The sequence below is a fragment of the Shewanella ulleungensis genome, assembly GCF_014648315.1.
GTDB lineage: Bacteria > Pseudomonadota > Gammaproteobacteria > Enterobacterales > Shewanellaceae > Shewanella > Shewanella ulleungensis.
In genome coordinates, this window is record NZ_BMQW01000011.1 from 107,019 (window position 1) to 121,572 (window position 14,554).

Annotated in this window: 10 protein-coding genes; 6 read left to right on the forward strand and 4 right to left on the reverse strand. The window is 41.5% G+C overall.

Translation table 11 applies throughout. The features are described from left to right. Positions 1–103 precede the first annotated feature (103 nt). The 6 genes from fba (at position 104) to IEY40_RS17405 (ending at position 6,740) form a co-directional block, all read left to right on the forward strand. Positions 104–1,168, forward strand: coding sequence for a class II fructose-bisphosphate aldolase (gene fba, locus IEY40_RS17380; RefSeq protein ID WP_188958423.1), 1,065 nt, complete (start codon positions 104–106; stop codon positions 1,166–1,168). A gap of 186 nt (positions 1,169–1,354) precedes the next feature. After that, a complete protein-coding gene (locus IEY40_RS17385) occupies positions 1,355–2,695 on the forward strand; it encodes an MATE family efflux transporter (protein ID WP_188958425.1) in 1,341 nt (446 codons plus the stop codon). Positions 2,696–2,892: 197 nt separating this feature from the next. Next, positions 2,893–3,633: a DUF481 domain-containing protein gene (locus IEY40_RS17390; RefSeq protein ID WP_188958427.1), complete on the forward strand. Its 741-nt coding sequence runs from the start codon at positions 2,893–2,895 to the stop codon at positions 3,631–3,633. 288 nt (positions 3,634–3,921) lie between these two features. After that, positions 3,922–4,629 (forward strand): hypothetical protein, encoded by a 708-nt coding sequence (locus IEY40_RS17395; RefSeq protein WP_188958429.1) that lies wholly within the window; start codon positions 3,922–3,924, stop codon positions 4,627–4,629. Beyond that, complete coding sequence (locus IEY40_RS17400) at positions 4,622–5,215, forward strand: hypothetical protein (protein WP_188958431.1); 594 nt, start codon at positions 4,622–4,624, stop codon at positions 5,213–5,215. Before IEY40_RS17395 ends, IEY40_RS17400 begins: the two co-directional genes overlap by 8 nt. Before the next feature lie 73 nt (positions 5,216–5,288). Further along, complete coding sequence (locus tag IEY40_RS17405; protein WP_188958433.1) at positions 5,289–6,740, forward strand: hypothetical protein; 1,452 nt, start codon at positions 5,289–5,291, stop codon at positions 6,738–6,740. Between the two features lie 83 nt (positions 6,741–6,823). On the opposite strand, the gene IEY40_RS17410 is transcribed toward IEY40_RS17405, so the two are convergent. The 4 genes from IEY40_RS17410 to IEY40_RS17425 form a co-directional block, all read right to left on the reverse strand. Beyond that, positions 6,824–9,073 carry a PAS domain-containing protein gene (locus tag IEY40_RS17410; protein ID WP_188958435.1) on the reverse strand — a complete coding sequence of 750 codons (2,250 nt, stop codon included), beginning with the start codon at positions 9,071–9,073 and terminating at the stop codon, positions 6,824–6,826. Between the two features lie 296 nt (positions 9,074–9,369). Then, on the reverse strand, positions 9,370–9,978 hold the full coding sequence (locus tag IEY40_RS17415; RefSeq protein WP_229777149.1) for a TatD family nuclease-associated radical SAM protein: 609 nt from the start codon (positions 9,976–9,978) through the stop codon (positions 9,370–9,372). 190 nt (positions 9,979–10,168) lie between these two features. Next, complete coding sequence (locus IEY40_RS17420) at positions 10,169–13,321, reverse strand: efflux RND transporter permease subunit (RefSeq protein ID WP_188958438.1); 3,153 nt, start codon at positions 13,319–13,321, stop codon at positions 10,169–10,171. A 2-nt stretch (positions 13,322–13,323) separates the two neighbouring features. Next, a complete protein-coding gene (locus IEY40_RS17425) occupies positions 13,324–14,523 on the reverse strand; it encodes an efflux RND transporter periplasmic adaptor subunit (protein ID WP_188958473.1) in 1,200 nt (399 codons plus the stop codon). Positions 14,524–14,554: the final 31 nt, after the last annotated feature.

Consider the following 14,554-nt stretch of genomic DNA (forward strand, 5'->3'; position numbering starts at 1 on the left):
AATGCGCTGTTACAACCTAAAGGAATAAAGTTGTATCAGCGTTAAAAATCCGTCCAAACGATAGCGACCTAGGTGAGTAATCACCCTATTAATGGAGAACAAAATGGCTCTTATCTCTCTACGACAACTGCTTGATCATGCTGCTGAGCATGGTTATGGCGTCCCTGCATTTAACGTAAATAACCTTGAGCAAATGCGTGCAATTATGCAAGCGGCTGAGGCAACTGACAGTCCTGTGATCGTGCAAGCATCTGCAGGTGCGCGTAAATATGCTCGTCCACAGTTTTTAAAATACCTTATGGCAGCTGCTCTTGAGCAGTATCCTGATATTCCGGTATGCATCCATCAAGACCACGGCACGGATCCTGACATTTGTCAGCGTTCAATTCAGTTAGGCATGTCATCAGTAATGATGGATGGCTCGTTAATGGCTGACGGTAAAACACCTGCATCTTACGATTACAACGTGGATGTGACTCGTCGTACCGTTGCATTTGCACATGCATGTGGCGTGTCAGTTGAAGGTGAAATCGGTTGTTTAGGCAGTTTAGAAACTGGCCAGGCTGGTGAAGAAGATGGCGTTGGAGCATCAGGCATTTTAAGTATGGATCAAATGCTAACTACACCAGAAGAAGCTGCACGTTTTGTAGCTGATACTCACGTAGATGCATTGGCTATTGCGATTGGTACTAGCCATGGTGCTTACAAGTTTAGTCGTAAACCTACAGGCGATGTATTACGAATTGACCGTATTAAAGAAATTCATGCACGTATTCCAAATACCCATTTGGTTATGCATGGTTCTTCATCTGTGCCACAAGAGTGGCTACAAATCATTAACCAATACGGTGGTGAGATCCCAGAAACTTACGGTGTGCCGTTAGAAGAAATTGTTGAGGGTATCAAGCACGGTGTGCGTAAAGTGAATATCGATACCGATTTACGCTTAGCATCAACAGGTGCTATTCGTAAGTTCTTAGCTGAACATCCTGCTGAATTTGACCCACGTAAATTCTTAAAAGCATCGATGGAAGCAATGGCCGACATTTGTACTACTCGTTACGAAGCTTTTGGTTGTGCGGGTATGGCGTCTAAAATTAAGCCAAAGTCTTTACAAGCTATGTATAAAGCTTATCAATCTGGTGAACTTGATCCAAAGATCATGTAAACCAAGTTAGCAAATATTGTTATTAAATGGCCAGCTGAATTCAGTTGGCCATTTTTTTTGTAAATAAATTACAAAATATGTTGTTTTTTTAAACGTCATCCCGCATGATCTGCGCCCTTAAAATGTCATATTATATTGATATAAACCTATTCCAATCCCCTTATAAATTTCATAGTAGAACATGTAATGCATTCAAGTTCAGATAAACCTTTATCATTATTTTCATTAACTTGGCCACTATTTGTTGATTTTGCTCTGCATTTTTTAACCGCAGCAATTAACACGTTTATGATCAGCCATGTGTCATATCAAGGTGTTGCCGCTTTATCTGTTGGTAATATGGTCTTTGAACTGGCAATTACGTTATTTAGTTTCGTGAGTATTGGTGCGAGTGTGGTGATCACCCAATATTTAGGTTCGCAAAATAAGTCTGCGGCCAGTGCTGTGGTGTACTCGTCTATTGGGTTCAACTTTTTGGTGGGATTAGTTGCCGCTGTTGGTATTTTAACCGGTTCAACAATGATGTTGAATTTAATGAATCTACCAGCAGAATTAATGGCAGATGGTGAGCTGTACTTGCAAATTGTCGGCTTGTGCCTTATTCCAGAAGCGATGGCAATGTGTTTGGCTGCAGGTATGCGTGCTCATGGATATACTCAACAAGCCATGTGGGTCACGTTGTCAATGAACGTGATTACTTTTGTGGGTAATTTATTATTGCTATACGGATGGTTTGGCATACCGCAAATGGGGGTTGCTGGGGTTGCTATTAGTACTGTTGCTGGTCGACTCGTGGGCATGACAATCATGGCGGTGCTGTTTGTGCGCTACACCGGTATTAAATTACATATTCCAAGCATATTACGGCCAGAAACGAAGATGCTTAAAAAAGTATTCCATATTGGCTTGCCCGCGGCAGGTGAAAACGTGTCATGGATGCTGCAATTTATGGTGGTGACCTCATTTGTGGGATTAATGGGTGATAAAGCGCTGGCAGCACAGTCATTGTATTTTCAGATTTGTATGTTCATTTTACTGTTTGGGTTATCTATTGGTATCGGTAACGAAATCATTATTGGCCATATGGTTGGCGCTAAAAAGTTTAAAGCAGCTGAACATCAGCTGTATCGCGCATTAAAGTTGGGCTTAATTGTTACCACGGTAGTGGCTTTATTTGTGGCTATCTGGGGTCCTAATCTTGTGAGTTTATTTACCGATGAAACAGACATCGCTTTGCTCGTTGGCCAATTATTTATACTGACGTTGGTGATGGAACCTGGGCGAACATTTAATCTTATTGTGATTAATGCATTAAGAGCGAGTGGTGATGCTAAGTTTCCATTCTTTATGGGATTGTTCTCAATGTGGTGTATTGCTGTTCCTGGCGCTTATTTGCTTGGCATTCATTATGAATTAGGCTTGTTAGGCATATGGGCCGCATTAGCATTAGATGAGTGGGTGAGAGGACTTGCGATGTTGTGGCGCTGGCGCAGTGGTCGTTGGCAAACGAAAAGCTTGATAGCTTAAATGCGTTAAATCGTTTTAGATTTTATTGAGTTGAACCGATAGTCTCGTTTAAGTATTTGGCGTTAATGTAAGAGAGTTAATGTTGATTTTGACCACTATTTTTTCAATCCAGTGGTTAAAGTGTTAATATGCGAACAAATTTGGACAAAATAGCCATCCAAACGTTTTAGTAAATCGTAATTAAAGGACGAAATGACATGAAGAAACTGCTACTGACTGCAGCTATTACACTGGCCATGCCATTTGCAGCACATGCTGGAAGTGAGTTTGTTGAAGGCGATGCTACGCTAGCTGGCGAAGCTGAATTGGGCGCTACGTTAACCACAGGTAACACCGATACCTCTTCATTTAAAGCTCGTTTAGCATTAAAGCAAGAGTTAGGTGATTGGGAAAACCAATATATAGCCGAAGGTTTATACAAAGAAGATACTGAAGAAGTCACAGCTAAACGATACTTCTTTGGTGTGCAGGGTGACTATCAAATTGATGATCTTAGCTACTTGTTCGCTAACACAAACTACGAAGTAGACCCTTTCACCGGTTACGACTTTACCTCTACAACTTCTGCTGGTTATGGTTATCGTTTTATCGACACTGATAGAATGTCATTAAAAGCAGAAGCGGGTCCTGGTTATATTTATCAGCAACTTGATGATGAGTTAGCTGTTTCAGAAGGTTATGATAGTGATGACAGTGTGGTTGTTCACGCCGTGGTTGACTTTCAAACTAAGCTTGGCGAATCGTCTAAGTTTCAACAGAAGTTTGTTGCCGACTGGGGTGAAAAATTAGATGCACGTTCTGAAACATCACTAACGGCAAACATCGTGGGTGCATTAGCGATGAAATTTGCAGTGATTGTACGTTACAACAGTGACCCACTTGATGGCAAAGAAAGCACTGATACTGAAACCAACATGACATTGCTTTACGCATTTTAATTCAATGTGATAACGTTTAAAAAGCTGGCTTAGCCAGCTTTTTTTATACCTGCTTTATATCAAAATACCCATCGCATTAGTGTTCGCTACATTTGCAATTACGCAATGATATCTGGCTCAAAAAACAACCATATTCGAGCCTAGGTTCACGGAACCGTAATTTTATCTGATGATTTAAGCCCATTTACCCATAAGGCCATTAGTTTAAGAGTATACTTTTTTTATCAGTAGCGACGCTGAGAAAGGACGATGCAAATAGGATGTTGTTGGTTTGATAATGAGCGACGTTTGTTAGTTGATCAAACAAAGTCGACTCAGTGGCAATTAAACGATAATGAGTTTTGGGTATTAGCTCAATTAGTTCAGCATCGGGGTCAAGTTGTGCCTTTGAGTATGCTCGAGGCTGTGGTGATTTCAGGTGAAATTGCCCATCAACTCAACCACACTGAATTAGTCAATATTATCTACCATATCAGCGATTACCTGTGTAATAGCCACAATGATTTAATCGAATATATCCCAGAGCAAGGGGTGATTTTATATCCCATGACTCAAGTTAAACACCCCAGAATTTTCGATTTACCAAATCGCTTGTTATCGTTGGGTCAATATGGCGTCATTATTGGGGCTTTGTTAGCGTTACTGTTTTTTCTCTGGTCACATATTACTCCCCCCTTGCTTGCCAAAGCCGATGTTCTACGACAGGTTATAACCCCCACTGGCAAAGTGATTCAACTGTCGATATTTGATGGAAAACATCCGCAAGATGCTCTTTTACACGCTGAATGTTTATCTACACAATTGCGCTTATGTCATGATGTGCGCTGGGATTCGATTAGTGCGGCAATTTCAACTGATCGTCACTACGTGAGCTTTATGCTATCTCAATCTAATGAGCCGATGTGGCGCTTTAAAAATGTGAAAGTTAGGGTAGATAATATGCACTTGCCATTTATTACTGAGCAGTGGCTACATAAGGTGCATATTTGTGGTTAAGCTATCATTGCGCATGCGCCGATGGCGCAGAAAAACTCGCCGTTTTGTGCAATCAAAACGCGGTAAGCTAACATTGATATTCAGTCTTTTGTTACTCGTATTTGGCGGCGCCAGTGCACTTGAGAAATGGGTAACCCCACATCATCTATGGCGTTTTACATGCTACGCAGATGGATATTTATCTAATGCAGATCCGCTTAAACAAGATGCAATGCCTAGTGATTTAATGCTGCTCTTTGAAATTGAACATCAACAAGCCTCATTACATTATCAACTCGCGACTGACGCGGCGATAGCCGAGTTTGCCGTATTACAAGGTGAGGTGGTTAATGTTGATTTAGGTTCGCTGACTTACCAATTGGCACTACAGATAAAAGTACGGCAATGGCAAGGCGACAGTCTCTTGCAGCCATATCTTTTAAATGAGCTTTCATTAACAAAAGATAGATTACAGCTGTTTGATGCTTTTCCACTTAAGGTGCAAATACTCGATATTGATAATAATCATTCACGCGCCACTGTGAAGTTTATTCCAAGCAATAGTTTATGGTCTTGTCAGACTATGTCTGCAGATCCGCATCAGTAACATTGAATAAATTGCCTTTTAGGTTACTATCCATTACATAGAGAATAATTTTAACGGTAAGTAATCAAAAACTGTGGCAAAAGTTAAAGTAAAACAAGAAGAAGCATTATCAATTAAATTTAGTCATCAAATGGCACCAGGGGATCAACGTACATTTGATTTGTACTTCTATTTGCCTACTGAGATGGGTATTGGCTCGCACACACTTGATGAAGAAGAATACTATCACAGTGGTATTCTTGGACGTCGTTCTTATTATTCTAAAGGATTACACCTGCCGCTGGTTCAATCACGTTTTATCAGTTTAAATAAGCGCACTCTCGAGGAGTTTCGTTTATACCTTAATCTATTTGCTTATCAATTCGCGGTAGCCATTGAGACCGACGGCAAAGAACTGCGCCAAAAAAGTGATGCCAGTGAGTTTTATTTGGCACTAGATGAACTGTGCGATGTCGTAATCCAACTACTCAAAAAGTTTCGCCGTAATGAACCTAGCGATCCAAAATGGAAATCGTATTTTGAACATGCCGATAATTATCTTTCCTGGTTTTGTGAGCAGCAGTTACTGAAAACGTTAGCGTATTCGCCGCGCAGCTCAGATTTTAGCGAAGTGAAAGAGAAGGTGCTGAATTTATGCCGCAGTGAGAATCATTACCGTGAAATGGTGTGCAAATACAATTCGATGCAAACTCAATTAGATGCTAATCGGATTTCGAATAAGATGCTGCTGTTGCGCCGCTTGATCCAGCAAGGCGTTGTATTAAAAGAAGAGCTAAAACCGCTGGGAGTGGGACTTAAAAAGTTTGTAACAGGTCTTGCAACCGGTTTAGTGATGCTGGTCGTTTCGGCGTTAATTATTAAAGCTCAAGGCTTTTTTAATGGTTTAACGTTAACATTATTACTTACGCTTGCGGTTATTTATGGTTTCAGGGAAATTTTTAAAGAAGATTTTCGTAATGCAATGTGGCGATTTATACAGCGAGGGCGTCCGCGTTGGAGCCGTATTTTACGTGATACTACGACTCAGGCGATTGTTGCTAAGCAGTTAGTCTGGCTTGAATTTATGCGTTCGCAAGACATCCCAGACACAGTGTCTGAAATTATGAAACAACGTCATAGCCAAAACAAAGTCGACTCTACGGTTTTGCATTATCGTATTGCCACGAAAGTGGCCAATAAACCGTTTGAGGCGGGGTATTCACAAATTCAAGAGCAAGTTAACTTTAGCTTAGTGCCATTTGCGCGTCATTTAGAGCGCGGTAAAGCCAAAATTTATAAAGAGTCTGACGGTAATATAAGTAATGAATCCGTTGAACGTCGTTACCAGGTTAACCTGGTTGCAGTGTTACGAGATGGCAAACAACAACCTGAATATGCGCGCTTTAAAGTTACAATGAATCGTTCCAGTATTGTTGAAATTACCGAAAGTAAATTGCCCGATAACATTCAGCCTTTTACGCTGGAGTCAGAAAGCAGCTTAAATGAAGACACCCAAGTAGTGGACCATCATCAAGTCGAGCCTTAACCAAGAATAGCCCTGATCTAAGCGCAACTTGAGTCAGGGTTCAATTTATAGTGAATTGAGGTTATCGTTAATTGAGCTTACCGCTAGTTAAGATGGTCAGTATGGGCTGGGCGTGTAAATGCTTGGCAAATATTTTGGTCAACCGACTGCTTAGCTCGCTTAAGTGCAATTTCAGCATTTGCTAAATATTGATCTAATGTTTGCGGTGACACGTAGCCTGCAATCCCCATGTTGATACCTTCACAAAGGTTATTTTCAGTTAAACATTGCATGACACTAAGTGCATACTGGTATGCGCTAGTGGCATCAGTATCTGGCAGTAGAATCACTAATTTGCCAAGTTGCCATTGTGATATTTGATAGTTTAATGGCAGTTCAATTAAGAGTTGTAACTCAATGTCTTTTTGGCGTTTTTCTAATTGGCTCATGTTGCCCATATGGCTGAAAACACCTTCTGGGTTTATATCCATCACCATTAAGCTCGATTGCACTTTAGTTTGCTCGCTGAGGTTATTAAAGTGGTTTTCAAGTTCATTTAATCGCAGCACTATCGCGCTACGATGGCCAAATACGTTACTGCTGTTATTGACCGCAACCGTTGGCAACGTTTCTTCGAAAGTACAAATCAGGTACTCAATATCACCGTCGTATGCTAACTGGCCGGCTAAAGTCGTTTTTAGGCATTGACTGTAGCGACTTTTAGTAAAAGGCATTATCTGAGCGGTCCATTCGCCTTGTAAACTTATTTGCGCGCAAATATTTTGCCATTGATTATGCAGTTCATTGCCAAGTAACTCAGTGATGGCAATATTTGTTTCCCCATTTAAAGACATTAAGTGATCAAACTTGCTGTTGCATTTTATCAGTTTGCCATTGGCATCGGTTAACGCAGTTGCAACCGCACTATCACTGAGTAATTGATATAAGTAAGCTTGGCGCTGGCTGTCGTAAAGAATGGTGATGTCGTCAAAGGTCACCAGCCAATAATGCTCTTTGCTGTGTGGGCATATTTCACTGCGTATATGGGTTTGCAAGGTACTACTATTGGTATTTTGTATGCTGATTTCGCCACGCCATTGTTGGTGATGTGCTAAGGCTTCTTTAATTTGCTTAAAGCGTTCGTCATCGAGGTTTAATACTCGCTGAAAGCTGCGATCGATTAGGGTCTCAACCGGCGAGCCAAGCGCTTTTGATGCTTTAGGGTTGGCACTGCCTATACGGCCATTATCATTAATAATCAGGCAACTTATTTCGCTGTTAAATAATCCATGGCTGAGTTGCAAACTGTTGTGCTTAGCGCGTCGTTCAAGCACGAATAAGTGACGCAATACAATCAATGCAGATGCCAGTAACGCAATGAGTATCCCTGCAATCAGAATCACCATTCGCCACTCAAGATACCGTGCTGCAATATCATCGTGACGAATATAAGACAGTAAGAAATACTCTCTTTTGGTTTCATATTGGCTGGTCAGTTCCACCTTTAAATAAACAAAAGTCGCATTTGTACTATAAAACTGGCCAAAGTTATTCATTGCCATGTCTTTCCATAAGTCAGGGTAAGTTTGTTTTAAACTCGAGCCTAAATTATCGGGCATATTTGTGAGTGGCTCAGGTTGGTTAGCGCCAGCGTATAAAAAGCCCTGAGTATCGAGCAATAATAATGGTGAATTATGATTAAAAAAGGCCGGTTTGATTGACTCGAGTAACTTGGTGATTGAGTTGTAGGTCACTAAATAGCCTTTAATACTTTGATCGGGGTTTTCTATCCATGATAGTTGATAAAAGTAAGGTTCAAGTATGCCGTCAATCGGGGTGAAAGACATGGGCGATGTATAAATGTCACTTCCACCCATATTACGTGCAGATCCCAGTAATGCAGCAGGGATTTGCATGTTGTCGAAGCTATCTGTGGTTGAGAAGCGTAATTTACCTTCGGGAGAAAACAAGGCTAGTCCCAATAACTCTGGAATATTTTGTGTCAGAGAATCCCAACTTTCTGTGACTTTTTGCTGCTGTTTTTTTGATGGGTTTTGTAAGTATTGGCGCAGTAATTCTGCTTTAGCAAATGTTTGGGTTCTGAACTGCAAAAATGCAGCTTTGTCTGATGCCAGTGACGCGACAGTTTGTAGCTCGCTGTATCGTTGATCTGCCCAATCTTCTTGCAAGCGACGCTCGCCAAGATTAACGACCATATGGGTGGCAATAAACACTGCAATTAATAGTATAAGCAATTGGCTTAACAGAGACAAAATATGCTGTTGAGACCAACGTGCTGCTTGTGATGAAATTAATAACGAGTTAGGAGAACTCACTGCTGTACGTTTAAACATTGCGCCACTTTTTTAGCATTTGCTGAACGGCAATACTAGCATGAAGCTCACGCAGGCAAAACGCTTAGATGTCGATAATTATTTATCCCTGAGTTCTGGTTATCTAACCCGTCTCAGGGATAAGGTATAGGCTTATACTATTAAAATCAGCATGTTAAATCATCTAATTTTCAAACTTCATTTGGTATGCTAATAAGATAAACTGATATGTCAATCGCTAGCCTATTGTTAGTCGGTTCAACGCAATTAACAGGATAAAGGACTGTTAATTGCGTTTATTTTTCAATCTCAGTTAGTTAGCCAATTTTATCTAACTCTCGTTGTTTAAATATAGCTCCATTTTGTTCAGCAATCGCTCGGCAACGTGCTATGTCAACATTCGCTAGGCCGTTAATTGCACTCACTTGAACTTCAGGAATAAACTGAGGAGCTTGTTGAATAAACTCAAGAAGTGCTTCATAAGAATGAGCAAGTTTAGGGCGACAATGTTGTTCATAACTTTGCGGGGTATCGGCATTGAGTGAAATTGATAAACTATCAATGCATTGGCTTAGCTCAGGCAAAATATTACGTCGATGAAAGTGATTACCCAATCCATCAGTGTTTAATCTCACTCGACCGCCTAGTGCCTTAATAGCATGAGCAACTTGCAATAAACACTCTAAGTTAAGCGTTGGTTCACCAAAACCGCAAAATACATATTCATCAACCTTATTTACATCCCCAAGCAACGGTATAATATCGTCGGCAGTAATTCGTTTACTTAATGACAAATCATACTCATGCACTTGTTTTGAGCCATTGTGCTTAGGGCAAAACTGGCATCTTAAAGTACATCTGGCGGTGATATTAAGATAACGGTGGTTGCCGATATCATAAACTAAGGTGGGTGCAGTGGCGGTCATAATAGTTAACATTAAAAAATAACATAGCACTATTGTAGCTAACTATATTCCGGTGCTTTGTTGCTTAGCTCGCACTTATGGCAATACTTACGATAAAATATTGATATAAAAAGAGCGAATGTTGGCGCATTCGCTCTTTTTTGTTGCCTGAGTTTATCACGGGCTTTATTGATATAACTGATTACGGTATCTAAGGCTGCTCATCAAGATCTAGTGGTGCCGTTGCCGTTTTTGGTTGCCACCACCAATTAAAAAAGCGTCGCCATGTGCGTTTTATATCATCGAGAATAATGTACAAAATAGGCACTAAAATTAAAGTGACTAAAGTGGAAAATAAAATACCAAATGCCAATGAAGTCGCCATTGGAATGACAATTTTAGCCTGTAAGCTCTTTTCCATAATAATTGGCACTAAGCCAACAAACGTAGTCAGCGAGGTTAAAATAATCGCTCTAAAACGGTAACAACCTGAGTCGATGGCCGATTGCAATAATGATTTGCCTTCTTCGCGAGCGCGGTTAACAAAGTCGACTAAAATTAACGAGTCGTTTACCACCACCCCAGCCAGTGCCACGATGCCGCACAAGCTCAATACACTCATTGATAATCCAAGAATATAGTGGCCAAACAAAGCGCCAATCATGCCAAATGGAATTACCGACATAATGATTAATGGTTGAGTGTACGATTTAAGTGGAATGGCCATTAGGGCATAAATGGTAAACATGGCAAAGAAAAAGCCTTGGGCTAAGCCCAACATGGCATTTTGCTCATCCAAGCTGCCACCGTCTAAAGCCGAAGCCACTTTAGGGAAGCGAGCAGTGAGTTCAGGTAAAAAATCGTCCTGAATCTCAGCTACTACTTTTGACGGTTCAACGTTGTTTTTATTTACATTAGCCGTAATAGTGATAGCGCGGCGACCATCTACACGTGTGATTGAGGCGTATGATTCTCCTAACTCAATCTCAGCTACGGTTGAAAACGGTACCGCTACACCTGACGGTGTACGAATAAGCATGTTTTCAAGATCGCCCACGGTGCGTCGTTGCTCTAATGGGTAGCGCACCATCACTTTCACTTCTTCTTTATTGCGCAAAATTCGTTGAGCTTCATAACCATAGAAACCGTAACGTACCTGACGCGCTAAGTCTGACAGTGTCAGCCCTTGAGCTTCAGCTTCTGGACGGATATTTAAACGTATTTCATGTGAGCCAGAAGAGAAGTTATCGGTAATATCGTACACGCCTTCATAGGTGGCGAGTTTGCTTTTTAGCGCTTTAGATGCTTCTGATAACTGGTCTAAATCACTTGATGTTAGCCTAAATGACAGATCACCGCCGGCATCGTTGGTGCTTGCGTTGATGTTCAATTTTTTAACCGACAGTAACTCTGGTAGCTGTTTTCGCCATTCTTCTGCTATTGCAACGCCATCAACTTCGCGATCTTCAGCTTTTGTAAGTTCAGTAAACACAAAGGCACTGCTTCGCGAACTAAGCTCAATATAGCTGTGTTTCACCATAGCGTAGCCGTATTCATCTTCAAGTTTTGCGTTCATTTTGTATAACGCATCTTCAACTTGTTGCAGTACTTTTAGGGTATTTTGTTCTGAGCTGCCTTCTTCCATTTCAAGCTGTACTTGGATAAAGTCGGATGGAATATCAGGAAAGAATACCCAACGAACCTTGCCGCTTTGCACAAGCGCAATCGACAAAATAAGCACACCAATAAACACGGCTACCACACTATATCGTCGGCCAATACAACGCTCTAAAAATTGACGATAGGTGTTATGAATAAAATGTTGTAGCCACTCGTTGATGGCAAACTTAACGCGCGAGAACACATTTGTTGGCGTTTTGCGTTTGTTGATTTTCATGTTAGCTAAATGCGCTGGTAAAATCAGTTTTGATTCTACCAATGAGAAAGCCAAACACAAAATCACCACCATACCGATGGATTTCCAAATGATGCCCATGGGGCCTGACACCATGATCATTGGGATAAAAGCTGCAATAGTGGTCAACACTCCAAATGTGGCTGGCATAGCCACTTTTTGTACACCTTTAATCACGTTGTTTAACGAATGCCCATTTTCTTCAAGCTCGGTGTAGGCACTTTCTCCGATGACAATTGCATCGTCGACAACTATCCCCAATACCAAAATAAAGGCAAACAATGTCAGCATGTTAATCGACATATTAAAAGGGTCTAGTGGCATTAATAACATGGTGCCTAAAAAGCACACCGGTAAGCCCATCATGACCCAAAATGCTAGTTTAAGGTCTAAAAATAATGCCAAAATGATGAAAACCAGCAGGGCACCATAAAACATGTTTGACAGCATCATGTTTAACCGGCCTTGCAAGTAATGGGTTAAATCTCCCCAGGTATCGAGTTCAATATTGCTGGGTAACGTTTTTTTACGTTCTGCCACATAGGCTTTAACTTGAGATGAGATATCTAATGCGTTTTGATCGTCGATACTGGTAATTTCAATTACTGCAGCTGGTTTACCATTAAAGCGGGTGTACTCTAAGCGTTCTTCAAAGTCGTCATTAATAGTCGCGACTTGTGGCAGCATAATACGGCTACCGTCTGCGCGTGTTTCCACCACGATTTGGGCAAAGTCATCTGCGGTATAGGCCTGACCTTTAGTGCGGAGCAAAATATCGCCATCTTGAGCGCGTATAGATCCTCCGGGTAAATCGATAGACGAGTTTTGAACGGCTAAAGCGACTTGAGTAAAGGTAATACCATATTCACGTAGCTTATCTTCAGACAGTTCAATGCCGATTTCGTAGTCGCGTACACCAGTAACTTTTGCGCGGGTTACAGCGGGTAAATCGGTAATGTCATCACGTATAGATTTCGCCATTTCTTTCATATCATGCAGCGTCATGTCGCCATAAACCGACACCCAAATGACATTGTTTTCAGGCTTTATTTGGTAAATATTGGGCTTTTCAATATTGTCAGGGAAGGTGGCAATTGCATCGACTCGCAGCTTCGCTTCATCAAGCACTTGTTGCACATCGTAACCATCTTCGACTTCAATGGTGACAGAGCCAACACTGTCACTGGCAACTGATGTGACTTTTTTAACGCCACTAATGTCTTGAATCGCTTCTTCGATTTTTATGTTAATCCCTTCTTCAATCTCTTGTGGCGCAGCACCAGGATAGGCCACATTAATATTGATGAGATTAAGCTCAAACGTTGGAAACACTTCTTTGTTGATAATCAAAGCACTAAACAAACCGCCAATGAGTAATGCGGCCATTAATAAATTAGCCGCGACACTATTACGGGCAAACCAGGCAATAATTCCTTTATTGGTATCCATGATTATTCACCTGCCGTTGTAGCAGCTTCAACGTCAGTGTTAGCAGCAGGCTTTGCTGACTCTTCACCAAGTACTTTAACGCTTTGACCAGCGCTAAGGCTATTAATGCTGGTGGTCGATACTCGCTCTCCGGCGGTAAAACTGCCTTTGATGTAAAGGGTATCAACGTCGGAGCGGATAATATTCACTTTGCGCATGTCAATGATATTGTCTTTACTCACCACAGCGGCTTGACCATTACGGATCACATGACGTGGCAGTTTTACTACATCGTCAACTGATTTTCCTGTGATGATGGCATTGACAAAGCTGCCGTATTTAAGCGGTAATTGACCGGTAGTTTTGCTATTACGCAGGTAAGGATCATGAATTTCTGCGACGAGATAAATCATTCGCGTTTGCTCATCAATCACGTTTTCGCTGCGAACAATATTGCCTTGCCAGGTCACTTGTTTACCTGCAAGCAGGGCGGTGAGGGTTACAGCGGTTTCTGGATTGTCGACTGACTCTAAATAAGCGAGATCTTCGTTTGTGAGTGGCAGACGGATTTCAGCAATACTGGTATCGTAAAGTTCGCCTAGGTTAGTGCCTAGTGTAACGTATTGGCCTAAGTCGACATTGCGTGCTTTGATGATGCCGTCAAACGGTGCGCGGATCACGGTGCGTTCTAAGTTGCGTTGGGCGCGTGCTAATGCCGCTTGAGCGTATTTGACGTTTGCCTGTTCTTTTTTCAATTGCGGGATCCGCAATCCAAGTTCGGGAGGGAGCCCATTACCAAAATCTTTAAATTCGACTTTGGCGACTTCACCACGGGCTTTTTCCTCGTTTAGTGCTGCAGTTGCTTGCGCCACAGAGGCTTCTGCTTGAATGAGGTCTGCTTCATAATCAGATGGTTCAATAATAGCCAGTTGTTCACCTTTTTGTACAACGCCGCCGGCAACAAAATTGGCTGAAACATTCAGTAGACGACCTTGAACTTCGGTAACTAATTGGGTTTTGTATTTCGGGTTTACTACGCCATAAGAAGGTAAGTTAAGCGATAAGGTTTGTGGTGTGACGGTTTGCACGTCGATAATCGGTACAGTGATTGGCGTATCTTTTTGTTCTGGCGCTTCTTTCGTGTCGAGCAGCACCATGGCGCCGGCGACAAATACTCCAATAATCAATAATGGTGACAATCTTCTTAGTATGATTTTGATCATTTCTTTTTGCTTATCCATGCTGAAATAATGC

What these genes read in the sequence shown, in the direction of transcription:
- IEY40_RS17410 (WP_188958435.1), bottom strand. Translation starts at nt 9,073, where the DNA reads ATGTTTAAACGTACAGCAGTGAGTTCTCCTAACTCGTTATTAATTTCA.
- IEY40_RS17420 (WP_188958438.1), bottom strand. Translation starts at nt 13,321, where the DNA reads ATGGATACCAATAAAGGAATTATTGCCTGGTTTGCCCGTAATAGTGTC.
- IEY40_RS17385 (WP_188958425.1), top strand. Translation starts at nt 1,355, where the DNA reads ATGCATTCAAGTTCAGATAAACCTTTATCATTATTTTCATTAACTTGG.
- IEY40_RS17415 (WP_229777149.1), bottom strand. Translation starts at nt 9,978, where the DNA reads ATGACCGCCACTGCACCCACCTTAGTTTATGATATCGGCAACCACCGT.
- IEY40_RS17390 (WP_188958427.1), top strand. Translation starts at nt 2,893, where the DNA reads ATGAAGAAACTGCTACTGACTGCAGCTATTACACTGGCCATGCCATTT.
- fba (WP_188958423.1), top strand. Translation starts at nt 104, where the DNA reads ATGGCTCTTATCTCTCTACGACAACTGCTTGATCATGCTGCTGAGCAT.
- IEY40_RS17425 (WP_188958473.1), bottom strand. Translation starts at nt 14,523, where the DNA reads ATGATCAAAATCATACTAAGAAGATTGTCACCATTATTGATTATTGGA.